The organism is Streptomyces sp. NPDC057302 (assembly GCF_042667685.1).
Lineage (GTDB): Bacteria > Actinomycetota > Actinomycetes > Streptomycetales > Streptomycetaceae > Streptomyces.
Genome location: NZ_JBHUZJ010000058.1, coordinates 25,016 through 50,718 on the forward strand (window position 1 = coordinate 25,016; position 25,703 = coordinate 50,718).

Annotated in this window: 21 protein-coding genes, 1 tRNA gene and 1 pseudogene; 12 read left to right on the forward strand and 11 right to left on the reverse strand. The window is 70.6% G+C overall.

Going from position 1 to position 25,703, the window contains the following annotated elements:
• Positions 1–14: 14 nt before the first annotated feature.
• A complete protein-coding gene (locus ACFUPX_RS31055; RefSeq protein WP_383330067.1) occupies positions 15–1,565 on the forward strand; it encodes a tetratricopeptide repeat protein in 1,551 nt (516 codons plus the stop codon).
• A gap of 25 nt (positions 1,566–1,590) precedes the next feature.
• Here ACFUPX_RS31055 and hppD read toward each other — a convergent pair whose 3' ends face one another.
• Positions 1,591–2,751: a 4-hydroxyphenylpyruvate dioxygenase gene (gene hppD / locus ACFUPX_RS31060; protein ID WP_383330070.1), complete on the reverse strand. Its 1,161-nt coding sequence runs from the start codon at positions 2,749–2,751 to the stop codon at positions 1,591–1,593.
• Between the two features lie 133 nt (positions 2,752–2,884).
• On the opposite strand from hppD, the gene ACFUPX_RS31065 reads away from it, so the two are divergent.
• The 6 genes from ACFUPX_RS31065 to ACFUPX_RS31090 all read left to right on the forward strand — a co-directional run bounded on the left by ACFUPX_RS31065 (position 2,885) and on the right by ACFUPX_RS31090 (position 7,990).
• Positions 2,885–3,355 carry an Lrp/AsnC family transcriptional regulator gene (locus ACFUPX_RS31065; protein ID WP_160505290.1) on the forward strand — a complete coding sequence of 157 codons (471 nt, stop codon included), beginning with the start codon at positions 2,885–2,887 and terminating at the stop codon, positions 3,353–3,355.
• A 105-nt stretch (positions 3,356–3,460) separates the two neighbouring features.
• A complete protein-coding gene (locus tag ACFUPX_RS31070; RefSeq protein ID WP_383330145.1) occupies positions 3,461–4,108 on the forward strand; it encodes an ABC transporter permease in 648 nt (215 codons plus the stop codon).
• A gap of 73 nt (positions 4,109–4,181) precedes the next feature.
• The gene (locus ACFUPX_RS31075) at positions 4,182–5,390 is read left to right on the forward strand and encodes a betaine/proline/choline family ABC transporter ATP-binding protein (protein ID WP_383330148.1); all 1,209 of its coding nucleotides are present in this window, start codon (positions 4,182–4,184) and stop codon (positions 5,388–5,390) included.
• Between the two features lie 26 nt (positions 5,391–5,416).
• Positions 5,417–6,295: an ABC transporter permease gene (locus ACFUPX_RS31080; RefSeq protein ID WP_383330151.1), complete on the forward strand. Its 879-nt coding sequence runs from the start codon at positions 5,417–5,419 to the stop codon at positions 6,293–6,295.
• A gap of 38 nt (positions 6,296–6,333) precedes the next feature.
• Positions 6,334–7,299 (forward strand): glycine betaine ABC transporter substrate-binding protein, encoded by a 966-nt coding sequence (locus tag ACFUPX_RS31085; RefSeq protein WP_383330074.1) that lies wholly within the window; start codon positions 6,334–6,336, stop codon positions 7,297–7,299.
• A 73-nt stretch (positions 7,300–7,372) separates the two neighbouring features.
• A complete protein-coding gene (locus tag ACFUPX_RS31090) occupies positions 7,373–7,990 on the forward strand; it encodes an ArsR/SmtB family transcription factor (protein ID WP_383330077.1) in 618 nt (205 codons plus the stop codon).
• A gap of 148 nt (positions 7,991–8,138) precedes the next feature.
• On the opposite strand, the gene ACFUPX_RS31095 is transcribed toward ACFUPX_RS31090, so the two are convergent.
• The 6 genes and pseudogenes from ACFUPX_RS31095 to ACFUPX_RS31120 all read right to left on the reverse strand — a co-directional run bounded on the left by ACFUPX_RS31095 (position 8,139) and on the right by ACFUPX_RS31120 (position 14,674).
• On the reverse strand, positions 8,139–8,945 hold the full coding sequence (locus tag ACFUPX_RS31095; protein WP_383330080.1) for a S16 family serine protease: 807 nt from the start codon (positions 8,943–8,945) through the stop codon (positions 8,139–8,141).
• Between the two features lie 112 nt (positions 8,946–9,057).
• Positions 9,058–9,699 carry an IclR family transcriptional regulator gene (locus tag ACFUPX_RS31100; protein WP_190080202.1) on the reverse strand — a complete coding sequence of 214 codons (642 nt, stop codon included), beginning with the start codon at positions 9,697–9,699 and terminating at the stop codon, positions 9,058–9,060.
• Between the two features lie 359 nt (positions 9,700–10,058).
• On the reverse strand, positions 10,059–11,858 hold the full coding sequence (locus ACFUPX_RS31105; protein ID WP_383330083.1) for a DEAD/DEAH box helicase: 1,800 nt from the start codon (positions 11,856–11,858) through the stop codon (positions 10,059–10,061).
• Between the two features lie 124 nt (positions 11,859–11,982).
• Positions 11,983–13,436 (reverse strand): annotated as a pseudogene (locus tag ACFUPX_RS31110) (MFS transporter).
• A gap of 93 nt (positions 13,437–13,529) precedes the next feature.
• A complete protein-coding gene (locus ACFUPX_RS31115) occupies positions 13,530–13,805 on the reverse strand; it encodes a DUF397 domain-containing protein (RefSeq protein ID WP_383330086.1) in 276 nt (91 codons plus the stop codon).
• A complete protein-coding gene (locus ACFUPX_RS31120; protein ID WP_383330089.1) occupies positions 13,802–14,674 on the reverse strand; it encodes a helix-turn-helix transcriptional regulator in 873 nt (290 codons plus the stop codon). Before ACFUPX_RS31120 ends, ACFUPX_RS31115 begins: the two co-directional genes overlap by 4 nt.
• Before the next feature lie 156 nt (positions 14,675–14,830).
• Here ACFUPX_RS31120 and ACFUPX_RS31125 point away from each other — a divergent pair, with 156 nt between their 5' ends.
• From ACFUPX_RS31125 to ACFUPX_RS31145, 5 genes are all read left to right on the forward strand, one after another.
• The gene (locus ACFUPX_RS31125) at positions 14,831–15,262 is read left to right on the forward strand and encodes an ATP-binding protein (RefSeq protein ID WP_383330092.1); all 432 of its coding nucleotides are present in this window, start codon (positions 14,831–14,833) and stop codon (positions 15,260–15,262) included.
• A gap of 564 nt (positions 15,263–15,826) precedes the next feature.
• Positions 15,827–16,090 (forward strand): type II toxin-antitoxin system VapB family antitoxin, encoded by a 264-nt coding sequence (locus tag ACFUPX_RS31130; RefSeq protein WP_383330095.1) that lies wholly within the window; start codon positions 15,827–15,829, stop codon positions 16,088–16,090.
• Positions 16,087–16,518: a PIN domain nuclease gene (locus tag ACFUPX_RS31135; protein WP_383330098.1), complete on the forward strand. Its 432-nt coding sequence runs from the start codon at positions 16,087–16,089 to the stop codon at positions 16,516–16,518. Before ACFUPX_RS31130 ends, ACFUPX_RS31135 begins: the two co-directional genes overlap by 4 nt.
• Positions 16,519–16,616: 98 nt before the next feature.
• A tRNA-Cys gene (locus ACFUPX_RS31140) sits at positions 16,617–16,688 on the forward strand.
• Positions 16,689–16,948: 260 nt separating this feature from the next.
• A complete protein-coding gene (locus ACFUPX_RS31145) occupies positions 16,949–20,221 on the forward strand; it encodes a S8 family serine peptidase (protein ID WP_383330154.1) in 3,273 nt (1,090 codons plus the stop codon).
• A 71-nt stretch (positions 20,222–20,292) separates the two neighbouring features.
• Here the strand turns inward: ACFUPX_RS31145 and ACFUPX_RS31150 are convergent, their stop codons facing one another.
• Genes ACFUPX_RS31150 through ACFUPX_RS31165 form a run of 4 tightly spaced genes read right to left on the reverse strand, consistent with a single transcriptional unit; the run spans position 20,293 to position 25,653 of the window.
• Positions 20,293–20,826 carry an AAA family ATPase gene (locus ACFUPX_RS31150; RefSeq protein ID WP_383330100.1) on the reverse strand — a complete coding sequence of 178 codons (534 nt, stop codon included), beginning with the start codon at positions 20,824–20,826 and terminating at the stop codon, positions 20,293–20,295.
• The gene (locus ACFUPX_RS31155) at positions 20,823–23,135 is read right to left on the reverse strand and encodes a xanthine dehydrogenase family protein molybdopterin-binding subunit (protein WP_383330103.1); all 2,313 of its coding nucleotides are present in this window, start codon (positions 23,133–23,135) and stop codon (positions 20,823–20,825) included. Before ACFUPX_RS31155 ends, ACFUPX_RS31150 begins: the two co-directional genes overlap by 4 nt.
• Positions 23,132–24,754: a (2Fe-2S)-binding protein gene (locus tag ACFUPX_RS31160; RefSeq protein WP_383330106.1), complete on the reverse strand. Its 1,623-nt coding sequence runs from the start codon at positions 24,752–24,754 to the stop codon at positions 23,132–23,134. The genes ACFUPX_RS31155 and ACFUPX_RS31160 overlap by 4 nt, the downstream gene beginning before the upstream one ends.
• Positions 24,751–25,653 carry an FAD binding domain-containing protein gene (locus tag ACFUPX_RS31165; protein ID WP_383330109.1) on the reverse strand — a complete coding sequence of 301 codons (903 nt, stop codon included), beginning with the start codon at positions 25,651–25,653 and terminating at the stop codon, positions 24,751–24,753. Before ACFUPX_RS31165 ends, ACFUPX_RS31160 begins: the two co-directional genes overlap by 4 nt.
• Between the last annotated feature and the right edge of the window lie 50 nt (positions 25,654–25,703).

Sequence of the window (25,703 nt, forward strand, 5' to 3'; positions counted from 1 at the left end):
GCACAGTGAGCGTCATGGAGATCGAGACCGGGTCCGAGTCCGCGCCCCAGAAGGAACAGCGCCCGCCGTCCGCGCCCGCCGTCTGGAGCGAGTCGCCGCGGGGCTCGCGCCGCTCCCCCGCCGTGCGGCGGGTGCTGGTCGCCTCGGTCGCCGGTTGTGTGGTGCTGGGTGGCGTACTGGTGCTGCGGCCGGGCGCGGGCGGGAAGGCGGCGCCGCCCGCGCTCGGGCCCGCGGGGCGGGCCATGGCGGCGGCGGGCGCCGGAGCTCCGGCGGCGCTGCCCGATCTCACCGTGCTGATCGGGCAGCGGGAGGCGCATCTGCGCAAGCATCCCGGGGACGACGAGTCGTGGGCCGTGCTCGGGGCCGCCTACGTCGAGCGTGGCCTGCGGACGGCGGACTCCGCGTACTACCCCAGGGCGGAGGAGGCGCTGCGTACGTCCCTGAAGACGCGCCCGCAGGGGAACGCGCAGGCGCTGACGGGCATGGCGGTGCTCGCCAACGCGCGGCACGATTTCCGTGGGGCGAAGAAGTGGGCCGCGAGCGCGGTCGCCCTCGCGCCCAAGCGGTGGTCGTCGTATCCGGCGCTGATCGACGCGTACAGCGGTCTGGGCGACGCCAAGGGTGTGGAGAAGTCCCTGGAGACGCTCCGGGAGCTGAACGCGGGCGCTTCCGCCGTGATGGCGCAGTCGGGTCAGGTCTACCGCGACCGCGGCTGGCGCGAGGACTCCGCGTCGAAGCTGATGGACGCGGCGGCGCTGGCGGAGGGTTCCGCGGAGAAGGCGGTGTGTCTGTACCGGGTGGGTGAGCTGGCGTGGGAGCGGGGTGAGCCGGCGGAGGCCCTGCGCTACTACGAGGCGGCGCTGGTCTCGGACTCCGACCACCACCCTTCCCTGGCCGGGAAGGGCCGTGCGCTCGCGGCTCTGGGCCGTACGTCGGAGGCCCTGCGCGCCTACCAGAACGCGCTGGTGAGGCAGCCCGCTCCGGAGTACGCGCTGGCGCTGGGCGAGTTGTACGAGTCCCTGAAGCTGGCCCCTGCCGCACGGGCGCAGTACGACGTGCTGCGGGCCCGGGTGAAGCAGGAGGGGGTCAACGGCGTCAACGACGAGCGGATCCTCGGCCTCTTCGAGGCGGACCACGGGGACGCGGAGGCGGCGGTGGACCGCCTGCGCAAGGAGTTCAAGCGCCACGGGAGTCCGGAGACGGCGGATGCGCTGGGCTGGGCGCTGCACCGGTCCGGTGACGACGAGGAGGCCCTGAAATTCGCGACGCGGGCGACGGAGAAGGGCCCCCGGAGCGCGGCCTTCGTCTACCACCGGGGCGAGATCGAGCGGGAGCTCGAACAGTACGGAGCAGCACGCCGCCACATCGGCGAGGCACTGCGCGTCAACCCCTACTTCTCCCCGCTGCTGGCCCCCGCGGCCCGCAAGGCGATGGATTCCCTGGGCGACCCCCCGGAGGGCGGCCCGGAGCAGATGTACGCCCCGGCCCCGCCTCCCCAGGCGGGGCCCCCGGGCATCCCCGTAACAACCTCCGCCCCCGGGCCGAAGCCGGCCGCCGGTAGCTGACCCGCCCCCAGCGGCCCGTCGCGCCCTACAGGTTGCCGCGCTTCTCCTGCTCCCGCTCGATCGCCTCGAACAGGGCCTTGAAGTTGCCCTTGCCGAAGCCCATCGAGCCGTGCCGCTCGATCATCTCGAAGAAGACCGTCGGGCGGTCCTGGACCGGCTTGGTGAAGATCTGCAGCAGGTAGCCGTCCTCGTCGCGGTCGACCAGGATCTTCAGCTCGCGCAGGGTGTCGACGGGGACGCGCGTCTCGCCCGCCCACTCGCCCAGCGTGTCGTAGTACGAGTCCGGGGTGTCCAGGAACTGCACGCCCGCAGCGCGCATCGTGCGTACGGACTCCACGATGTCGTTCGTGGCGAGCGCGATGTGCTGGACGCCCGCGCCGCCGTAGAACTCCAGGTACTCGTCGATCTGCGACTTCTTCTTGGCGATGGCCGGCTCGTTGATGGGGAACTTCACCTTGAGGGTGCCGTCCGCGACCACCTTCGACATCAGCGCGCTGTACTCGGTCGCGATGTCGTCGCCCACGAACTCCTTCATGTTCGTGAAGCCCATGACCTTGTTGTAGAAGGCGACCCACTCGTTCATCTTGCCGAGCTCGACGTTGCCCACGCAGTGGTCGATCGCCTGGAAGGTGCGCTTGGCGGGCGGCTCGACGATCGGGGACGCGGCCTTGAAGCCCGGCAGGTAGGGGCCGTCGTAGCCGGTGCGGTCGACGAGGGTGTGGCGGGTCTTGCCGTACGTCGCGATGGCGGCGAGGACGACCGTGCCGTTCTCGTCCTTGACCTCGTAGGGCTCGGTGATGCCGCGGGCCCCGTGCTCGACGGCGTACGCGTACGCGGCGCGCGCGTCCGGCACCTCGATGGCGAGGTCGACGACGCCGTCACCGTGCTCGGCGACGTGGCCCTCGATGAAGTGGCCCCAGTCCGTCGACGCCTTGATGACGGAGGTGAGGACGAAGCGGGCGGCGCCGTTCGTCAGGACGTACGAAGCGGTCTCGCGGCTGCCCGTCTCCGGTCCCGCGTACGCCACGAGTTTCATGCCGAAGGCCGTGGAGTAGTAGTGGGCCGCCTGCTTGGCGTTGCCCACGGCGAAGACGACCGCGTCCATTCCCTTGACCGGGAAGGGATCGGCCTCGCGAGCGGTGTGGGGAGTGGTGGGGGTGGGCTGGGTGTTCGCGGTAGTCGCCATGTCCGCAGGCTCCCGCCGTATCGCAAGGTGCGCAATAGTTTGCGTATTCAGTGGGCAATCTGCACAGCAGAAGACCGGGCGAGGCAGGCTATCTGTACATGATGACCACCTCAGGAGCGGAGAAGAGCGCACCATGACGATCGATCATCTGGACGGCAGGCTCATCGTGCTGCTCGCCCGCGAGCCCCGCATCGGCGTCCTGGAGGCGTCCCGCCGCCTCGGTGTGGCGCGCGGCACCGTGCAGGCCCGGATGGACCGCCTTCAGTCGAACGGAGTCATCCGCGGCTTCGGCCCGGAGGTCGACCCGGCCGCCCTCGGCTACCCCGTCACCGCCTTCGCCACGCTGGAGATCAAACAGGGCCAGGGAGCCGACGTACGGGCGCATTTGGCGACCGTCGCCGAGGTGCTCGAACTGCACACCATCACCGGCCACGGCGACATGCTCTGCCGTCTCGTCGCCCGTTCGAACGCCGATCTCCAGCGGGTGATCGACCGGGTCGTGGGTTTTGATGGCATCGTCCGGGCCTCCACGGCGATCGTCATGGAGAACCCTGTTCCGCTGCGGATCATCCCGCTGGTCGAACAGGCGTCAGAAGACACCTGATGCGGGTAGGTAGGAAGGCGAACAGGCCTACGACGTACGCAGCACGCGGGCGCCGGGAGACTCCCGGCGCCGTCTGAACCGCGCCTGGGCGAGGTGAGCAGTTCAGTGAACTTCTGGGACTACCTCGGCAACCGCCACCAGCAGTTGCTGACGGACGCGTACCAGCACGCCAGTGCGGTCTTCCAGTGCATGGTCGTGGCGACCGTCATCGGAGTACTGATCGGCGTCGTCACGTACCGCAGCGAATGGGCGGGCAATCTGGCCACGACCGCGACCTCCACCATCCTGACCATTCCCTCGCTCGCCATGATCGGTCTGCTGATCCCCGTCGTCGGCCTCGGTGTCGCGCCGACGGTCATCGCGCTGACCCTCTACGGCCTGCTCCCCATCGTGCGCAACGCCATCGTCGGCCTGCGCGGCGTGGACCCCTCGCTGGTCGACGCGGCGAAGGGCATCGGGATGTCCCGCGCCGCCCGGCTCCTCAAGGTGGAGCTGCCGATCGCCTGGCCGCCGATCCTGACCGGCATCCGCGTCTCCACGCAGATGCTGATGGGCATCGCGGCCATCGCGGCGTACGCGTCGGGCCCCGGCCTCGGCAACGAGATCTTCCGCGGCATCGGCTCGCTCGGCAGCAAGAACGCGCTCAACCAGGTGCTCGCGGGCACGCTCGGGATCATCATCCTGGCGCTGCTCTTCGACGCCGCGTACGTACTGATCGGCCGCCTGACCATTTCGAGGGGTATCCGTGTCTGAGACCACCGCGACTTCCACCGACGGGGCGACGGCCGAGGGCGCGGCGGCCCCGAACGCCACCACGGGCGCGACGATCGAGCTGGAGAACCTCACCAAGCGGTACGCGGGCAGCGGCGACCCCGCGGTGGACAGCGTCAACATGGAGATCAAGGCGGGCGAGATCGTCATCCTCGTCGGCCCTTCGGGCTGCGGTAAGTCGACCACCCTGAAGATGATCAACCGGCTCATCGAGCCGACCAGCGGCCGTATCCGCATCGGCGGCGAGGACGTCACCGACATGGACCCGGTGAAGCTGCGCCGGAAGATCGGTTACGCGATCCAGTCGTCCGGGCTCTTCCCGCACATGACGGTCGCGCAGAACATCGCCCTCGTGCCGAAGATGATCGGCTGGGGGAAGGCGAAGACCAAGAACCGGGTCGAGGAGATGCTCGACCTCGTCGGGCTCGACCCGGCCGAGTTCCACGGCCGCTATCCGCGCCAGCTCTCCGGCGGCCAGCAGCAACGCGTCGGCGTGGCACGGGCGTTGGCGGCCGACCCGCCCGTCCTGCTGATGGACGAGCCGTTCGGCGCGGTCGACCCGATCACCCGCGACCACCTCCAGGACGAGCTGATCCGGCTCCAGCACGAGCTGCACAAGACGATCGTCTTCGTCACGCACGACTTCGACGAGGCCATCAAGCTGGGCGACCGCATCGCGGTCCTGCGGGAGCGCTCGCACATCGCGCAGTTCGACACCCCCGAGGCCATCCTCACCAACCCCGCCGACGACTTCGTCTCCGGTTTCGTGGGCGCGGGCGCGGCCCTGAAGCGGCTCAACCTCACCCGCGTACGCGATGTGGAGATCGCCGACTTCGCGACGGTCACGGTCGACGACCCGCTCCAGGACATCTTCGACAAGCTGCGCTCCAGCGGTACGAACGAACTGCTGCTCCTGGACAAGCGCGGCCGGCCCTACAAGTGGCTGCGGCGCGGTGACCTGATGCGCGCCAAGGGTTCGCTGGCCCGCGCGGGCACCCTCGTGCACGACACGGTCACCCGCGACGCCACCCTGCGCGACGCGCTCGAAGCGGTCCTCACGGACAACGCGGGGCGGGTCGCGGTCACCGGGCGGCGCGGTGAGTTCACCGGGGTGGTGGACATGGAGACCCTGATGAACTCCGTCCACGAGATGCTGGAGGCCGACCGGCTCGACGCGGTGGAGCACCAGCACGAACTGCAGGAAAAGCGCGCCCTGGTGACCCACCACGAGCAGGAGGGCGACGGAGGGGCGGCGAAGGCGTGAGCGGCAGCCCCGGGAGCACCCCCCGGATCCCCGAACGCAAGCCGTCGCCCGGCGACGGGCCCGGCCCCCGGCCCGACGGCGAGCACGAGGTCAAGGGCCATCACTTCCGTGACACGGGCCAGGCCGAGCAGGAGCCCCCGCCCCCGGCGGCGGCCACGCGCCCGGCGCGGCGGATCGGCTGGCAGAAGCTCACCGTCCTGCCCGCGTTCCTGGCGCTGATCCTGCTGCTCACCTGGTGGTGGTTCGAGCAGGCCGACCTGGACTCGATCTCGCAGAACGCGCTGGCGGACGGCAATGTGTGGCTCCGGCTCCGCGAGCACATCCAGCTGACGGTGATCTCCACGTTCTTCGTGCTGATCATCGCGATCCCGCTGGGCATCCTGCTGACCCGCAAGAAGCTCCGCAAGGGCGCGCCCCCGGCGATGGCGCTGGCCAACATCGGCCAGGCGACACCGGCGATCGGCCTGCTCGCCCTCCTGGTGATCTGGATCGGCATCGGCGAGAAGGCCGCCCTGATCGGCATCATCATCTATGCCGTCCTGCCGGTCCTCTCGAACACGATCGCGGGCCTGAACGCCAACGACCCGACCCTCCTGGAGGCGGCGCGCGGCATCGGCATGTCGACGTGGGGGGTGCTCGGCAAGGTCGAACTGCCGCTGGCCGTACCGCTGATCCTCGCGGGTGTGCGGACCGCGCTCGTCCTGAACGTCGGCACGGCGACGCTGGCCACGTTCGGCGGTGGCGGCGGGCTCGGCGACCTCATCACCACCGGGATCACCAATCAGCGGATGCCGGTGCTCATGCTCGGTTCGATCCTGACGATCGCGCTCGCGCTGCTGGTGGACTGGCTGGCCTCGCTGGCCGAACTGCTCCTGCGTCCGCGCGGCTTGGAGGCCGGTTCATGAGGCTGAGGACGAGGATGCGGACGAGGACTCGGACGAGGATGACGTGGCGTACGGCGGCCGTCGGCGCCGTGGGCGGGGCCCTGCTCGTGAGCTGCGGCCTCACCAGCGGCAGCCCGATGGTGGACGACGTCGAGCCGGGCACGATCGGCAAGGGCCTGCCCCTGAAGGGCGTCGACCTCACGGTCACGTCGAAGGAGTTCACCGAGCAGCTGATCCTCGGCGCGATCATGGGCATCGCCTTCGAGGCGGCCGGGGCGGACGTCCTGGACCGGACGGGCATCCAGGGCTCGATCGGCGCCCGCGAGGCGGTCAAGGGCGGCGACGCGGACGCCATGTACGAGTACACGGGCACCGCCTGGATCACGTACCTGGGCAACTCCGAGCCGATCGACGACCCGCAGAAGCAGTGGGCCGCGGTGCGGGACGCGGACAAGAAGAACGGCGTCACCTGGCTGCCGCCGGCCGAGCTCAACAACACGTACGCGCTGGCCATCAACCAGAAGAACGAGGCCAAGTACAAGCCGAAGACCCTCTCGGACGTGGCGGCCCTGTCGAAGAAGGACCCGGGCGCGGTCACGCTCTGCGTGGAGAGCGAGTTCTCCTCGCGCGACGACGGACTGCCGGGCATGCAGAAGGAGTACGGGATGAAGATCCCCAACTCCAACATCACCAAGATGGACACCGGGATCATCTACACCCAGGTCTCCAAGGGGTCGTGCGTGTTCGGCGAGGTCTTCACCACGGACGGCCGCATCAAGGCGATGAAGCTGTCGGTGATGGAGGACGACAAGCACTTCTTCCCCAATTACAACGCGGCCCCCGAGATCAACAGCAAGGCGCTGAAGGACCACCCGAAGATGGCGGAGGTCCTGGACCCCATCACCAAGAAGCTGAACAACACGGTGGCGCAGGAACTGAACTCCAAGGTGGACGTGGAGGGTCAGGATCCGCATGAGGTGGCGCTGGACTGGCTGGTGCAGGAGGGGTTCGTCAAGGAGGGGTAGCTCTCTCCCCCCCCCGGGCCCCCAAAGTTACAAAGACTCCGTTGCAAAGAAGGGGTTGCAACGGAGTCTTTGCATGTCTACGCTCACAGACATGACGGACGGCACGACAGATCCCGAGAGCCGCAACATCCACACCCTCACCCCGCGCTCCCTGCGGGGCCTGGCCCATCCCCTGCGCATCCAGCTGCTCACCTCCCTGCGGAAGGAGGGCCCGGCCACCGCCTCCCAACTGGCGGACCGCCTTGGCGAGTCCAGCGGCGCCACGAGTTACCACCTGCGCCAGCTCGCCGCGCACGGCTTCGTCGAGGACGCGCCGGAGCGGGGCAAGGGACGCGAGCGCTGGTGGCGGTCGACGCACCAGGGCACGCGCCTCGACGAGTCGCTCATGGCCGACCCGGACCCGGCGCTGCGCGGCGCGATCGCCGTCTATCTCCATGAGGTGGCGACCGTCCACGCCTCGGAAGTCTCCACCTGGATCGGCACGCAGCACGACTGGTCCAAGGAGTGGACGGAGAGCTCCGACCTCAGCGACTACACCCTGCGCCTGACGCCCGCGCTCACCGCCGAACTGGGCGGCAAGATCAACGAACTCATCGAGAGCTACCGCCCGTTGGCGGTCGACCAGGACACCCCGGGCTCCGCCAGGGTTCGCCTGCACACCCACGTCTTCCCGACGCACTCCACCGAGTGAGAGGTCTCAGCCATGCACGCCGACATACACCTGCTGCTCCACCACACCCGCGCCGCCGAACTCCACCGCGCGGCCCCCTCACGAAGGCGCCGCCCCCAGCTGCGTACTCAACTGGGCTGGGCCCTGGTCGAGTTCGGCCTCCGCATGGTCAGCAGCTCGGAACCTTCCCGCCCCGCTCAAGGGAACGCAACGCGTCGACCGTGCCCTTCAGTGTCGTGACCGGGATCAGCCGCAGCCCCTTCGGCAGCTCCGCCTGAGCGTCCGAGCACTCCGCCTTCGGGACCAGGAAGACGCTCGCGCCGTCCCGCTTCGCGGCCTGTGTCTTCATCGAGACGCCGCCGACCGGGCCGACCTTGCCCTCGTCGGAGATCGTGCCGGTGCCCGCGATGTTCCGGCCGCCCGTCAGGTCACCACCGCTGCCGTTGCCGTCGAGGAGGTCGATGATGCCCAGGGAGAGGAAGAGGCCCGCGCTGGGGCCGCCGATCTTGCCGAGGTCGACCTTGACCTTCACCTTGTCCGTGCCGTCCACGCCGTTCGCCTCCAGGTAGGAGAGCGCTGAGCGCGTGGCCGTGTCCTGCGACTTCTTCATGTCGCCGAGGTTGTGCTTCTCGACTTCCTTCACGTTGTCGCCCGTGGGGTACACCGAGTCCTTGGGCATCACGGCACGGTCCGTACGGAACCAGCCGTCCACCACGTCGCCCAGGCTCACGTCCATGTCGGGCCCCGTGGCCACGATCGTCGTCATCCGCAGCTGCCCGCTCGTCTCGCGGGTCGGCGCACCGGTGATCGTGATGACCCGCTTGCCCTTGCTCTCGCCGAGTACGTTCGCCGTCGACCCCGGCTGGGCCACGGCGAACGGCAGCGGCGCGAGCACCGCGACGGCGAGCAGGGCGACCACGGGGGCAGCACAGACGGCGAGGGCCTTGGGGCGCGTGAGGCGAGAGAGGGAGAACACGGGATCAATCTAACGTGCGGGGGAACGGACCAGCCCGTCCGGCGATTGAGGACGAACTCGGCGAAGCCGGTGACTGGCGGCGCCCTGGAGAGGCGGTTCGCCCAGCGCGGCCTCAGCGCAACGCATCGGCGACTTCTCTGGCCGCGTCCACCACCCGCGGCCCCACCCGTTCCGGCACCGAGTCCGACAGCATGACGACCCCGACGCTGCCCTCTATCCCCGTCACACCCACCAGCGGCGCCGCGGCCCCGCTCGCCCCCGCCTCCAGCTCGCCGTGCGTCAGCGCGTAGCCGGGGTCGGTGGCGAGGCCCTGCCGGGCGGCGAGGATGGCGCGGCCCGCGGCGCCCCGGTCCAGGGGGTGCCGGAAGCCGGTGCGGTAGGCCACGTGGTAATCCGTCCACGTCGGCTCCACGACGGCCACGGCGAGGGCCTCGGTGCCGTCGACCAGCGTCAGGTGTGCCGTGGCCCCTATGTCCTCGGCCAGGGAGCGCAGCGCCGGCAGCGCGGCCTCACGCACCAGCGGATGCACCTGGCGGCCCAGGCGGAGCACCCCGAGGCCGACCCTGGCCCGGCCGCCCAGGTCACGGCGGACCAGGGCATGCTGCTCAAGGGTGGCGAGGAGGCGGTACACGACGGTGCGGTTCACACCGAGCTTGTTCGACAGCTCGGTGACGGTGAGCCCGTGATCGGTGTCGGCCAACAACTTGAGGACACGCAGTCCTCGGTCGAGCGTCTGGGAAGTCTCCGCGGTCACGACGCCCACTCCTTAGGTGAGAGTCGACGGCCCGTTGACGCGGCGGTTGCGTCGCCGGTCCCGTGGGCGACGCGCGTCAGAGGCCGCCGGTCGGAACTCCGGCTGCGCTCCGCGGCGGCGCTGCCACGGGGCGTGTACGTTGCGGGGACATTAGCGAGGCCGTCCCGCTCAGCGGAAGACTCCGTCCAGAATCCGGGCACGAGAGCGGTTGTTAGGGGCGCAATGCCCCATACGCGGGGCACGCAGGTCGGACGCGTGCACGACTCCCGCACACGGAGCGCACCAATGGAACCCACCCCTCCCCCGGCCGGGGCAGGGGTGCGTCGGGGTGGGGCAGGGGTGCGTCGGGGTGGGCGCCCCTACTTCATGCGGGTGGCCCACTCCCCGACCTTCGCGATCCGCTGCCGCAGCTGCCCACCGGTGGCCTCCGCGCTGGGCGGGCCGCCGCAGGTGCGCCGCAGCTCGGTGTGGATCACGCCGTGCGGCTTCCCGCTCTGGTGGGAGTACGCGCCGACCATCGTGTTGAGCTGCTTGCGCAGTTCGAGCATCTCCTTGTGGGAGACCACGGGTCGCCGCTCGGCGGGCAGTTCGAGAAGGTCGGCCTCCTCGTCGGGCCGCTTCTTGCTGTGCGCGATCTGCCGGGCCTGGCGCTTCTGGAGCAGCATCTGCACCTGATCGGGTTCGAGGAGCCCCGGGATGCCGAGATAGTCCTGCTCCTCCTCGCTGCCGGGGTGCGCCTGCATCCCGAATTCGGCGCCGTCGAAAAGAACCCGGTCGAAGACGGCGTCGGACTCCAGCGCCTCGAAGGAGAACTGCTCCTGCTCGCCGGTGTCCTCGTCCTCCTCCTTGTTCGCCTCGTCCATCTCCTTCTCGGACTCGGCGTAGGGGTCCTCCTCCCCCTCCTTCTTCGGCTTGTCGAGCACGTGGTCGCGCTCGACCTCCATCTCGTTGGCGTGGCCGAGGAGGTCGGGGACCGTGGGCAGGAAGACGGACGCGGTCTCGCCGCGCCGCCGGGACCGTACGAAACGGCCCACGGCCTGCGCGAAGAAGAGCGGCGTGGAGATCGTGGTCGCGTACACGCCCACCGCGAGGCGCGGCACGTCGACGCCCTCGGACACCATGCGGACCGCGACCATCCACCGGTCGTTGCTCGCGGTGAAGTCGTCGATCCGCTTCGAGGCACCCGTGTCGTCGGAGAGGACGACGGTGGCCTTCTCCCCGGTGAGCTCGCGGATCAGCTTGGCGTACGAGCGGGCGGAGTCCTGGTCCGAGGCGATCACGAGCCCGCCCGCGTCCGGGATGGCCTTCCTGACCTCGGTGAGGCGCTTGTCCGCGGCCTTGAGGACGTTCGGCATCCACTCGCCGCGCGCGTCCAGGGCGGTGCGCCAGGCCTGCGAGATGGCGTCCTTGGTCATCGGCTCGCCGAGCCGCGCGGCGATCTCGTCACCGGCCTTCGTGCGCCAGCGCATGTTGCCGGAGTAGGAGAGGAAGATGACGGGCCGGACGACGCCGTCACCGAGCGCGCTCCCGTATCCGTACGTGTAATCGGCGGCGGACCGCCGGATGCCGTCGTTCCCCTCCTCGTACGCGACGAAGGGGATCGGATTGGTGTCGGACCTGAACGGCGTACCGGTGAGCGCGAGCCGCCGGGTCGCGGGCTCGAAGGCTTCCAGGCAGGCCTCGCCCCAGGACTTCGAGTCACCGGCGTGGTGGATCTCGTCGAGGATGACGAGGGTCTTGCGCTGCTCGACCCGATTCCGGTGCAGCATGGGCCGCACGCCGACACCGGCGTACGTGATGGCGACGCCCTGGTACTCCTTGCTGAGCGGTCCCGCGCTGTACTCCGGGTCCAGCTTGATCCCTATCTTCGCCGCGGCCTCCGCCCACTGCTTCTTCAGGTGCTCGGTCGGCGCGACCACCGTCACCTGCTGCACGACATGGTGGTGCAGCAGCCAGGAGGCGAGCGTCAGCGCGAACGTCGTCTTGCCTGCGCCGGGTGTCGCGACGGCGAGGAAGTCACGCGGCTGCTCCTGGAGGTACCGCTCCATCGCCCCCTGCTGCCAGGCGCGCAGCTTGTTGGCGGTGCCCCAGGGGGCGCGGCCGGGGAAGGCGGGAGAGAGGTGGTGGGAGGAGGCGGAGTTGGCGGCGGTGGTAGTCACGGTCTCCGGTTTTTGGCAGCTCGGGTACGTACGACAACCGGGCCACCCTACCGGTGTTGTGTTGACGCGCGGCTGATGACGATGCGGGGGCAGGGGCGGGTGCGACGGGTGTCACACGACTCGCTCAGGGCGTGCGTTCCTTCAGCCGCGTCGCCACCCACGCCCCGACCAGGGCGACCGCCGCCATCGGCAGGAACACGGCGACGAAGGCCACCGGATGGGACCCACTAGCCTCGCCCGCACCGTGCGTGGCGCCCACCATGCCGCCGCCCAGCGCGGCGAACGCGGCGCCGCCGGCCGCCAGGAGCAGGGCGTTGGAGAGGCCGTCGGAGATCTGGAGGGCGGCGGAGTTCGCGCCCGCGTCCTTCGGGGGCGAGAGCCGCAGCAGCAGCACGCTGGTGGACCCGATGACCGTGCCCATCCCGAGGCAGCCGAAGGCCCAGGCCACCGCGACGATCCACACCGGGACGGCGTCGATCAGGACCGTGGGCGCGGTGGCGATGGCGGCGGCGACCAGGATCATCCCGACGACCATGAGCCGGGCCCGGTGCGGCTCCATGGCCGGGCGCGACTGTACGAACGATCCGAACGCCCAGGTCGCCCCGCCCACGGCCAGCGAGAGCCCCGCCAGGGTCGGCGAGAGCCCGCGCTGGGTGACCAGCATCAGCGGCACGAAGGACTCGGCGGCGATGAAGGATCCGGCGGCGATGCCCCGGAGCAGCACGACGGAGGGCAGCCCGCGGGCGGCCCGGTACGTGCCGCGCGGCAGCAGCCCGAGGACGGCGGGCACGAGCACGGCGGCGCCGACGGCCGCCGGGAGCAGCGAGAGCCAGCGCAGGTCCTGACCCGCGTACTGAAGGAGCCCGGCCCCCAGCGAGATCCCCAGCGCGAGCCGGATGCGGCGTCGGTCGAAGGGCCGGCGGGCGCGTCGGAGACGGGCCCGGCGGCCCTGCGCCGGATCTGCGGCAGGGCGAGCGCGAGCGGCGCCGCGACGAGCACCGGGATCCCGACGAAGACCCACCGCCACCCCAGGTGCTCGGTGACCGTCCCCGCGACCAGCGGCCCCACCACGGACGGCACGACCCAGCTGGCCGCGAACGCGGCAAGGATGGACGGCCGCAGGTGCTCCGGGTAGGCGCGGCTGACGACGACGTACAGCGCGACGATGACGAGCCCGCCGCCGAGCCCCTGCACCGCGCGGCCCAGGATGAACATCCACATCGACCCGGCGGTCCCGGAGAGCAGCAGCCCCGCCGCAAAGCCGCCGATCCCGGTGGCGAGCGGTCCAAGGGGCCCGCGCCGGTCGGCCCACTGCCCCGAGAGCACCATGCCGAAGAGGCTGGTGGTGAAGTACGCGGAGAAGGCGAAGGCGTAGAGGGAGACCCCGTCCAGCTCCCGGGCGGCCACCGGCATCGCGGTGCCGACGGCGGTCGCCTCGAAGGCGATGAGCAGCACCACGGAGACGATGCCGAGACTGAGCGCGCGGTAGGGGGCACGCAGGATCCCGCCCTCCAGCTCGGAGGGCGGGACTATCGGGGCGGCGGCGACCTCGGCGTCGCGCGGTTCCAGGGCGCTCATTCGGCAAGCGTAAGGGGCATGGCTACCGGTGACCCCTGTCCGAGGTCGGTGGCCTTCTGGTCCCTTGGTCGTACGTCTCCGGCTGGCCCCGGGTCAGCGCTGGGCTGCGGCGTACGCGACGAAGCCGATCCATGCGGCGGGGGCGAAGGCCAGCTGGGGGCCTTGGGGGATCTTGGAGTCGCGGAGGTGGATGGTGGCGGGGGTGGTGGCTACCTCTACGCAGTCGTTGCCATCGCCGCTGCTGCTGTAGCTGCTCTTGTGCCACTCCAGGGCGACCTCGACGCACGAGTCTCCCTCGTTGCCACTGCTGTAACTGCTCTTGAACCACTCCAGTCCCGAGGCGTCCCCGGCAGAGGCCTTGCCGATCATGTTTCTCCCAGCACTCGCTCGATGAAGGCCTGCGACGCCCGTGGCGTGAGAGCTTCGGCCCGGATGATGCCAAACCGCAGCTCAAGGATGCGGAGCTGCTTGGGATCAGAGACCGGGCGGCCGTTGAATGCGCCTTCGGAGCGTCCAACCGCCGTTCCATCCCCGAACTTCAGCACCTCGATATCGCCGTCCAGACCAGGATGAGCCTCACAGTCGATTGGCATCACCTGCAGCGTGACATGCGGCAACTGCCCGACCTCCGATAGGTGTTCGAGCTGCCGACGCCACACCATTGTGCCTCCGATGGGCCGTCGCAGCGCAGCCTCTTCCTGCACGAAGCTGAGGGTGGGAACAGGCTCCCGGTCGAAGATGGACCGCCGGGCCATCCGCGCGGCCACGTACCGTTCGACCTCGTCCTGCGAGTACGCGGGCTGTCTCGCCCTGAACACGACCCGCGCATGCTCCTCGTTTTGCAGAAGGCCGTGCACGCCATGACTGGCATACACCGCGACCTCAACCGCCCGCTCCTCCAACTTCGCCAGCTCCCGCACCTTCTTCGGGTACCGGGCCTCCCGCATCTCCTTCTTCATCGCGGAGACGAGCCCGCCCGCGCCAAGGACCTCGTCCACCTTGTCCAGATACTCGGGACGAGGAATCCGCGCCCCGCGTTCGATCTTCCGGATCAGGTCCTCCCCGTACCCGATGGCCTCTCCGAACTCGGCCACCCGAAGGCCCGCCGCCTCCCTCCGCAGCTTGAGCTGGTGGCCGACCACCTCGACCACCGCGCTGATCTCGTCCTCGGGGTCGACGTCCCAACCAGGCTCGTCCGCCCCGCCGTTACGTTCATCGCCGCCACGTACCACGTCCATCGCGCCACCTCCGACGTACCGTCCAAGCCCAACGCGCACTCGTACCCGTACGTCACCCGGGACAGCCGGGACAAGCCAGGACAAGCGCGGGACAAACGCGGTACGCACCGCCCGCGCCGCTGTTCACGGTACGCACGCACGGCCACGCTGAGTGACGTGAATCAAGAAACCATCCGGACCTCGATCCCCGTACGCCAGTTCACGGTCCTGCTGTCCGCCACCCGCAGGGGCGCCCGCCTGGCACGGCTCCTCGCGGGTGAGCAACTCCGCTCCTGGGAACTGCCGTTCGAGGCGGCGGAACAGATCGTCGCCGAGCTGGCGAGCAACGCCGCGCTGCACGGTCACGTGCCCGGCAGAAGCTTCCGCCTGGCGCTGAGGATCACCGAGGCGGCCACGCTCCGTATCGAAGTGACGGACGCGAGGGCGGACAGCACCCCACCGGCGTGCGGCCAACTTCCGCCCACCTACGCCGAGTCCGGCCGAGGCCTGCTCCTGGTAGCCGCCTTGTCCGACCGCTGGGGCACGAAACTGGGCCCGGATCCCTGTAAAACAGTCTGGGCGGAAATCGACGCATCCACCCCCGTGTGACCTCATCAGGGGTTCCACGCCTCGGCGGCGGCGCAGGACCCGAGACCGGCACGCCTGGCCGCCGCGAGGCCCGACGACCAACAGCCAAAGACGCAGCAACGGCGGGGGCGACGGAGGGTTGCGGCCGTCACCCGAGGTCGATGAGTCGATTGCAAGAAAAACCCACCTGCACGGGGAGTGGGCTGGGGGTTCGCCGCGAGAGGGTGGGATTTTTCTGCATTTGCCCATGACTGGCCACTCGCGCCCATCTCCGCCCCCCCCGTTACTGCTGTCTTTTGGCCGCGCGTTGTCGGTTTGGTCGGGAAGGGGATTGCTGAATCTGGGCCCGTACGTAGGTCAGCCGACGAAAGCCAGCCCCCACCGGAGCCGCGCGGGCTCGCGCGGGATGGAGGCTCGCTCAGCCACCCACCCAGAGCAACCACGCTAATTAATAGGTGAAGACACCGGCTCGCCTGGAAGGCCCGCGGGTGCACGCCATGAAGGGAAAGGGCACCTCGGCAGCCCCCGCAACCGACGTATATACGTGCTAGGATTTTGTATATACGTGAGGGAGTGGGAGTGGTCATGACGAAGATGCTCATCGACATCGATGACGAAGCGCTCGCCGAGGCCCAGAAGATCCTGGGCACGGCGACCAAGAAGGACACCGTGAACCAGGCACTCGCCGACATAAGGCAGCGCTCCGTGCGCGCCCAGGCCCGTCGTGAACTGGCCCAGCTCGTCGCCTCCGGCGCGATCGACCTCGACGCCCTCAACGAAAAGCACGGCTACGACTCCTACGAGGACCTGCACAAGCCCACCGACAAGGACCAGACGACCGCCGCATGACCGTGAACTTCCTGGCCGACAGCTCGGCCCTCACGCTCCTGCTGCCCGACCTGGACGACCGCCACGGCATGAACCAGACGATCGACGCCGGACTGGTCGGTATCTGCGACGTGACCGAGCTGGAGTTCCTCTACACCGCCCGCTCAGCAGCCGACCGAGCCATCATTCTGCGCTCCCTGAACCTCGCCTACGCGTGGGTCCCCGTCCCCGACAGCGTCTACTCACGCGCACGTGAGGTCCAGCACGCGCTGACCAATCGCGGCGAGCACCGCGCACCGGGGGTCGTAGATCTGCTCATCGCCGCGACCGCCGAACTGACCGAGCGCACGCTGCTCCACCGTGACCGCGACTTCGAGACCATCGCGCGCTGCACGGGGCAGCCCACGCTCTTCCTCGGACCCCCGCTTCCCTCGGACCCAGGCCCCTGAATCATGAACGCGGTATGGCAGTCCCGTTGCGGCACCCGTAGATCCCTTGAGTGAACCCGCCGGTCACGGCTAGGTTCGAGGAGTCAGGTCGACGACTTGGCCGTGTGCCCGAGTGGCTTAGGGGCTGGACTGCAAATCCAGTAACGCGGGTTCGATTCCCGCCACGGCCTCAAATGAGCAGCAGATCAAGGGGTGGTCCCGTCCGGGGCCACCCCTTCGTCATGGTCCACCGAGAACCAATTGCCCCAACTGCACAGTCCCGTAACAGGGTTCACCCCCGCCACCACTCCCCCACATACTCCGAGGGCAGCACTTCAGCACCTCGACTCCAGGGGGAGAATTGCGTATCCACGCAAAAACCGCGAAGAGAGCGAAGAGAGCGTGCGCGGCCACCATCGCCACGGCAGCAGCCGTGGCCCTCGCGGCGGGCATGACCAGCCCTGCGTCGGCGAAGGGGGACCGCGCCGCCACGGCGACGGCCGGTGAGGTGTTCACGCCGTCGGCGACGGCCAAGCACCGCCTCACACTCATCACCGGCGACCGCGTAACCGTCGACTCCACCGGCCGCATCGCCGCGTTCGAACCGGCGAAAGGGCGCGAGCGCATACCCGTACAGACGCACCGCACGCCCTCGGGCCACACGCTGGTGGTCCCGGCCGACGCGCGGCGCCTGATAGCCGACGGAAAGATCGATCAACGTCTGTTCGACGCGACCGAGTTGAACAAGAAGGCGAATCGCGCCGCCCAGCGCAAGGGCATCAAGCTGATCGTCGGCTACCAGGGCGGCGGCGCGGAAGCCGGCGCCAGGCAGGACGTCCGCACCGCCGGTGACACCACCGTCCGCCGCAGCCTGAAGACCCTGAACGCCGACGCCATCACCACCCCGAAGCGGGACGCCACCGCCCTGTGGGACGCCGTGGCCCGGAAACAGGCCACCGCCTCCGGCATCAGCCGCGTCTGGCTGGACGGCACCCGCAAGGTGAACCTCGACAAGAGCGTGCCGCAGATCGGCACAGGCAAGGCGTGGGAGGCCGGGTTCGACGGCAAGGGCGTCAAGATCGCCGTCCTGGACACCGGCGTCGACGCCACCCACCCCGACCTGAAGGGCCAGATCGCGGCCGAGAAGAACTTCTCGACCGCCACCGACGCCAAGGACCACTTCGGCCACGGCACGCACGTCGCCTCGACCAGCGCCGGCACCGGAGCCAAATCCGGCGGCAAGCTCAAGGGCGTGGCGCCCGGCGCCGAGCTCCTCAACGGCAAGGTCCTCGACGACGAGGGCTCGGGAGAGGACTCCGGGATCATCGCGGGCATGGACTGGGCGGCGGCCCAGGGCGCCGACATCGTCAACCTCAGCCTCGGCGGGGGCGACGAGCCCGGCGTCGACCCGCTGGAAGCCGCCGTGAACAAGCTCTCCAAGGACAAGGGGATCCTCTTCGCCGTGTCGGCGGGCAACGACGGCGAACCCGGCACGATCGGCTCCCCCGGCAGCGCGGACGCGGCCCTCACCGTCGGCGCGGTCGACGGCGCCGACAAGCTCGCCGACTTCTCCAGCCAGGGCCCGCGCGTCGGTGACAGCGCCATCAAGCCCGACGTGACGGCGCCCGGCGTCGACATCACGGCCGCCGCCGCGCCCGGCAGCGTCATCGAGAAGGAGGTCGGCCAGAATCCCGAGGGCTATCTGACGATCTCCGGTACGTCGATGGCTGCCCCGCACGTGGCGGGCGCCGCCGCCCTGCTGAAGCAGCAGCACCCGGACTGGAAGTCGGCAGAACTCAAGGGCGCGCTGACGTCGTCCACGAAGGACGGCAACAGCGGCTACACGCCCTACCAGCAGGGTTCGGGACGTATCGCCGTCGACAAGGCCATCGGGCAGACGGTGATCGCGGAGCCCGTCTCCCTCAACTACGGCCTCCAGAAGTGGCCGCACACCGACGACAAGCCGGTCACCAAGAAGGTCACCTACCGCAACCTCGGCGACAAGGACGTCACCCTCGACCTCGCGGTGGCGGCCACCAACCCGAAGGGCGCCCCGGCACCCTCCGGCCTCTTCACGCTCGGCGCGAAGACGGTGACCGTCCCCGCCGGAGGCACGGCGGCGGTCGACCTGACCGCCGACACCAAGTCGGGCGGGACAGTCAACGGCACGTACACGGCGTACGTCGTGGCGACCGGCGGCGGCCAGTCCGTGCGCACGGCGGCCGTGGTCGAGCGCGAGGTCGAGCGGTACGACGTCACCCTGAAGACGATCGGCCGCGACGGTCGGCCCGCGGCGCACTACGAGCCGATGCTGTCGGCGATCACCGGGGACGACAAGGGCCTCAATCTCTTCCCGTACGACGCGTCCGGCACCACCAAGGTGCGGGTGGCCAAGGGCAGTTACCTCATGGACTGGTCGGTCTACGTCGACCCGGACGACAGCGACAAGGGCACCGACTGGCTCGTCCGGCCGACGCTGACCGTCGACAAGAAGATGACGGTGACGCTCGACGCCCGCAAGGCGAAGCCGGTGGACATCAAGGTGGCCGTGCCCGGTACGAAGCTGATCGCCGCGGACCCCCGCTACCTCTACGAGGGCTACGAGTCGGGGCCGATGACCGACTCCTTCAAAAGCCTGCGCACAGCGCACCTGGGTCCGGAGGTCCCCGACGGCCTGAGCCAGCAGTGGCTCGGGACCTGGACGAAGGGCGCGGACACGCAGTACGACATGCTGCTCGGCGGCAAGGTCAAGAAGCTCGCGACCGGCTACACCAAGCACCTCAAGCCCGCCGACTTCGCCACGGTGAAGGTCGGCATGGGGGCGTCGGCCACGGGCCGCAAGGGTTCCCTGTCCCCCGCCGGATATCTCCCGGAGGCGGGCGGCATCTCGCGGATCATGCCGGAGCAGAAGCTGCCGCGCACCAGGACGCTGCACCTGTCGGCGCTCGGCGCGACGAAGTGGGGCATCGGCTTCGAGCAGTACGGCGACAACGACGAGGAGGGCAATCCGCTCCTGGACGGCGCCTGGGGGATCTTCACGCCGCAGACCTTCAAGGCGGGGCGTACGTACGGGAAGACGTTCAACACCGGCGTCTTCGGCCCGGCTCTCGGCGGCTCCGGCACGGGCATCTTCCGCAAGGGCGACGAGCTGGGAGGCCGCATCCCCGTCATGGCGGACGGCAAGGGTCATACGGGCTGGTCCCGCTACTCGTCGGCGAAGTCCACGCTGTACCGCGACGGCACGAAGATCGCCGATAACACGGATCCGCTGACCGGGGACGAGACCTTCAAGGTGCCTGCGGACGAGGCCGAGTACAGGCTGACGACATCCGTGAAGCGCAGCGGAAAGCTGGCGCGGGCGACGTCACGGGTGGACGCGAGCTGGACGTTCCGCTCGGCGCGGGCCGAGAACGCGCAACTCCCCGCCTCCACTGTCCGCTTCAGCCCGAAGGTGGGCCTGGACAGCACGGCTCCGGCGGGCCGGACCCAGTCCGTACCGGTGAAGGTGCAGGGCGCGGCGGCGGGTGCGGGGAACCTCAAGTCCCTTGCCGTGTACGTGTCTTACGACTACGGGCAGAGCTGGAAGAAGGTCACCGTCAGCGGCGGAAAGATCAAGGTCAAGACCCCGCCCGCGGGCAAGGCCGTCTCGTTCCACGCGAAGATCACGGACAAGGACGGCAACAAGTCCACGCTGTCCGTCTACGACGCGTACTTCGGGAAGTAGCACCGCCTGGCCGGGCGGCTCGCCGGGACGCTCCGTTCCGGTGGGCCGCCAGGTCGAGGCCGTCCGGACCGCTAGATCCGCGCCTCGTCGAGCCCCGCGAGAATCGCGTCCACCGTCTCGTCGACCGTCAGGTCACTGCTGTCCAGCCAGAGCCCGATCCGTGGGGTCGTGGACCGGAACCCCGCGTCCAGATCCTCCACCGTCCACGCGCCGTAGCCGGTCTTGCCGCGCCCCGCCTCCCGCGCCGCGACCGCGTCCGGCCTCGGGGCGAGCACGACCACGTGCACCGGGCGCGTGCGCAGCCGCTCCACGTACGTCTTCAACTCCGCGCCCAGGATGACGTCCTGGACCACCGCGACGAAGCCCGCAGCCGCGTAGGCGTCGGCCGTGGACGCCGACAGGCCGTACCGCAGGTGGAGTTGGGCCGCGGCTTCGTCGGACGCGCCGGGCTCGTACTCCTGGCCGCCCGACACGATCATCCGGCGGAAGACGTCACCCCGCACGTGCGCCGCGCGCGGCAGGCGCTCGGCGAGGGCCTGGGCCACCGTGGACTTGCCCGCGGCCATGATGCCGGTGATGACGACGACACCCTGGGGCCCGCTCACGTGGCGACTGCCGCCTGCGGGCGGATCGGCAGCCTGTTCACCGGGCGCCCCGTCGCCGCCCGCACCGCCGACGCCACCGCCGCCGGCGTCGTCACGACCGGCACCGCGCTCGCCGCCTTCGCGCCGAAGGGGGCCACCACGTCCCGCTCCTCCACCAGTTTCACGATGCGGATGTCGGGAGTGTCCAGGGCGGTCGGGAGCGCGTAACCCGTGAGGTCGGGGTGGCGGACCAGGCCGCGCGGCGTGCGGAGGTTCTCCGTGAGGGCCGCGCCGACGCCCTGCGTGACACCGGCCTCGATACGTACCTTCAGCTGGGTCGGGTTCAGGATGCGGCCCACGTCCTGGGCGACCGCGAGCTCCACGACCCGGATCGAGCCGATCTCGATGTCGACGTCGACCACCGCGCGGATCGCGCAGAAGGCCATCCCGACGAACGCGTCACCCTGGCCCGCCTCGTCGAGGGGCTCGGTGGGGTGCGGGCGGCACTGGGCCGTGGCCCACAGTTCCTTGCCGTCCATCGCCTCCGTGACCGTCGTGCTCAGCACGCCGTCGTACGAGGTGATCTTGCCGTCGGTGATCTGGAGCAGCTCCGTGGACATCCCGAACTTGTGGGCCAGAGGCTGCAACAACTGCGTGCGGACCATCTTCGCCGCGCGCTCCACCGCACCGCCCGACACCCACGTGTGGCGGCCGTGGCAGCTCGGTCCGGCCGGGGGCTGGTCCGTGTCGACGGGGGCCACGCGGACGTCGTCGATGCCGAGGGTCTCCTGGACGATCTGGCGGGCGAGCGTCGAGAAGCCCTGGCCCGTCTCGACCGCCGCGCAGATCACCGTGGCGATACCGTCGTGGACCTTCACCGTGGCCGTGGAGACCTCGTCCGTGCCTTCGGCGCCCAGGAGTTGGACCATGCCAAGGCCGTAGCCGACGCCCCTGCGCACCGCGGCAGGTTCGCCCGCGCCCTCGGGGCCACCGGGCAGCAGCCACTCGTCCTCGGGGGTGTCCTTGGGCAGCTCGGGGAGCGGGAAGTCCCGTACAGCGGCGAGGAGTTCGGCCACCGGGGCCGGGCAGGTCACCGTCTGGCCCGTGGGGAGGATGTCACCCGTGGCCATCGCGTTGCGCAGCCGCAGTTCCGCCGGGTCGATGCCCAACTTCTTTGCGATCTTGTCCATTTGGGCTTCGTAGGCCGCGCACACCTGCATGGCGCCCTCGCCCCGGACGTGCCCGGACGGCGGGTTGTTCGTGCGCACCGCCCAGCCCTCGATGAAGGCGTTCGGGACGACGTAGGGACCGCAGGCGAAGGAGACGGCGGCGGCGAGCGCGTCCGACGAGGTGTCCGCGTACGCGCCCGCGTCGAGCAGGACCTGCGCCTCCACCTTCACCAACCTGCCCTCGGCGTCCGCGTGATGGCGGTAGCGCAGGAGGGTGGGGTGGCGGTGGGCGTGACCGAGGAAGGACTCCTCGCGGGTCGCCGTCAGCTTCACCGGGCAGCCGGTCGTCAGGGCGAGCAGTCCGAGCGGGAGGTGGAAGCTGGCGTCCTCGCGGTCGGCGGTCGCACCGGGGACGCCGGTCACGACGACCTTCACGATCTCCGGGTCGATGCCGAAGCAGGACGCGGCCATGTCCCGGTCGGTGTGCGGGTCGGTGGAGGCGATGTACAGCTCCACGCCCCCGTCCGGACGGGGTACGGCCAGACCCGCTTCCGCGCCGATCGGCGCCGGGTCCTGGCGGCCGATGCGGTACAGGCCCTCGACGACGAGCTCGCCCGCCGCCTCCGGGTCGCCGTGCCGCAGCGGGATGTGCCGGATCAAGTTGCCGTCGGGGTGCAGGGGTTCGGCCGCGAACGCCTTCTCCGGGTCGGTGACCGGCTCCATGACCTCGTACTCGACGAAGATGGCCGCGGCGGCCATCCGTGCCGTGTCGGGGTGGTCGGCGGCCACGGCGGCGATGGGCTCGCCGTGGTGGCGTACGACATCGGAGGCGAAGACCGGGCGGTCCGCGGTCTTGCGGCCGTGCAGTGCCTCGCCGGGCACGTCCTCGTGCGTGACGACGGACCGCACGCCCGGCATCTCGCGCGCCTGGGACGTGTCGATGGAGAGGATGCGCGCGTGCGCGTGCGGCGAGCGCAGGACGGCCGCCCAGAGCAGCCCCTCCGCCCACAGGTCGGACGCGTAGGGGAACGTGCCCTCCGTCTTGGCGCGGGACTCGGCGGACGGCAGGGACGCGCCGATGCCGTGCGGCAGCGGCTCGGGGCCCGGCTGCGTCTCCACTGCGGTCGCGGTGTTCGCCGTGCCCGCGGCTTCGTTGCTCACGCCTGGCCTCCGTCCTGTCCGTAAGGTCCTTCGTACGATCCGTCCCGCGCCGTCGGGTTGACCCCTCCGGCGCCGGGTCCGGCCTGATGCGGAATGCGCGGCTCGCCCGGCCGCTCGCCCGGCCGCTCGCCCTGGGCCGACGGCTCGGCGGCGGCAGCGGACGCCTCGCGCTCGGCGACCACTTCCTGCACGGCGTCGAGCACACCGCGGTAGCCGGAGCAGCGGCAGAGGTTGCCGCACAGGGCGCGGCGGGTCTCCAGGTCGGACGGGGCGGGGTTGCCTTCGAGGAGGTCGTGCAGGGTCATCGCCATGCCCGGTACGCAGAAGCCGCACTGGACGGCACCGCAGGCGGCGAGCGCCCGCTGCACGTCGGAGGGTCTGCCGTCGGTGGCGAGGCCCTCGACGGTGCGCACCTCGCTTCCGGCGGCGGTGGCGGCGGGGACCAGGCAGGAGGCGACGAGTCGGCCGTCCACCTGGACGTTGCAGGCACCGCACTCGCCCTGCGAGCAGCCGTCCTTGGCGCCGGCGAGGCCGAGGCGCTCGCGCAGGACGTAGAGGAGGGACTCGCCGATCCACGCGTCGGTGACGGGGCGGTCGGCGCCGTTGACGCGCAGGACGTAGGAGCAGAGGGGGTGCTCGTCGGAGAGGGCGGTGGCGGTGGCGGCTTCGGGGTCGGGGTCGGACTCGCCGTCGGCTTCGGGGTCGGCCTCGACCTCTGTCGCTGCTTCTGCCTCGCCTTCGGCGTCCGGCTCGGTCTCGACGTCCGCTTCGGCCTCGGGCTCGGCTTCCGCCGCGACCTCCGGCTCGGGCTCCGGCTCTGCGGGTGCCTCGGGAGCCACCGGTGCCTCGGGCACCACATGCATCTCAGGAGCCACCGGCGGCTCGGGGACGAACGCCTCCGGGGGTACGACGGGCTCGTGGTGCGGCGGCTCGACGTGCTGGTGCGGGTGGGGCTCGACGTGCGCCTGCGGGTGGGGCTCGGCGTGCTGGTGCGGGTGCGGCGCGACGTGCGTCGGCTCGGCGTACGGCTGTTGCGCGGGCTCCGCCCACGGCGCGCCCGCACCGGCCCCACCGGTCGCCCAGGGAGCCGCGGCGCCGCCCGGCAGCGTCGCGGGCGGCGTACCGCCCCACTGCGCGGCCAGCGACGACGCAGTGAACTCGCCCGATTCATCCGGAAGATCACCATTGGCGACCGGAATCGACCACTGTCCGGTGACATCGGCCGGAGCGGGAGCGGCGGGCGCGTGGCCCTCCGCCTCGTGGAAGCTCCACTGCCCGGTGGCCCGGGGGTCGTACGCGTGCTCCTGAGCGTCGGGGACGACAGGCTCGGGCGCACCGCCCGCGGTCGGCCACTGCACGTTCTGCGCACCGGTGCCCATGCCGGTCACCTCGGGCGGCATGGCCCAGACACCCGTGGCCGCCGGGTCCGTCGCGTCGGCCGACGTCGGGGTGACCGTTATCTGCGGCGGCACGTATCCGTGGCCCGGCGCGGCGAGCGGCGAGTGGTCGAAGGAGTCCAGGGCGCCTTCCGGCAGCTGCACGAAGGCCGTGGCGTCCGAGTCGTACTCGCCCTGCGGATGCGGCTGCCAGCCGCCGTTGTTGTTCTGGTCGTCACTCACGACAGCGCCCTCCCCAGTGCTCGTCGGGCCAGCGCGGCGACGGTGCGCCGCAGGTGCAGTACGGCGGGCGGGAGCGGCTGCGGGGAGCCGTCCTCGGCCGGAGGCTGGTCGGGGATGCACGCGGCGGCCACGTACTCACCGAAGGCGGTGAGGGCCTCCGGGACGATCGTCCGCTCGCCGTCCCAGTCGATCAGCGAGGCGACCCACTGCTCGGCCTCCAGGGGCCGCAGCGGCATCGGCGCGACGGCGCCGACCGCGCAGCGCACACCGCGCCGTGCCGGGTCCAGGACGAGCGCGACGGACGCGGTGGCGCGGCCGGGGCCCGTGCGTCCCGTCGCCTTCAGGAAGACCTGGGGGGCGTGCAGGAGGGGCAGTCGTACGAAGCCGATGAGTTCGCCGGGGCGGAGCATGTCCATCCCGGCGAGCAGGTGCGATACGGGGACCTCGCGGCGTGCGCCGCCGGGGCCCGCGATGATGAGGACGGCTTCCAGGGCGGCCAGGACGGGCAGGGTGTCGCCGGTCGGTCCCGCGGTGGCGATGTTGCCGCCCAGGGTGCCCGCGTTGCGGATCTGCGGGGGGCCCGCGGCGCGCGCGGCGGCGGCGAGCGCCGGGATCAGGGCGGCGAAGTCGGGCCGCCCGACGCGTGCGTGGGTGAGGCCCGCGCCGAGCAGCGCGTGACCGTCCTGGTACTGCCAGCCGCGGATCTCGCTGATGCGCCCGAGGCCGACGAGCGCGGCGGGGCGCAGGAGGCCCGCGTTGACGGAGGCCATGAGGTCGGTGCCGCCGGCCACGGGCACGGCGGCGGGCATCGCGGCGAGCGCCTCGACGGCCTCGTCCAACGTTCCAGGCAGCTTCGCCGTGTGCGCGCTCTGCGCCGCCTGCGGTGCGTGCGTGGTCAAAACCGGCTGCCCCTTCCCGATGCCCGGCGGCTTTCTCGCCGTTCTCACCG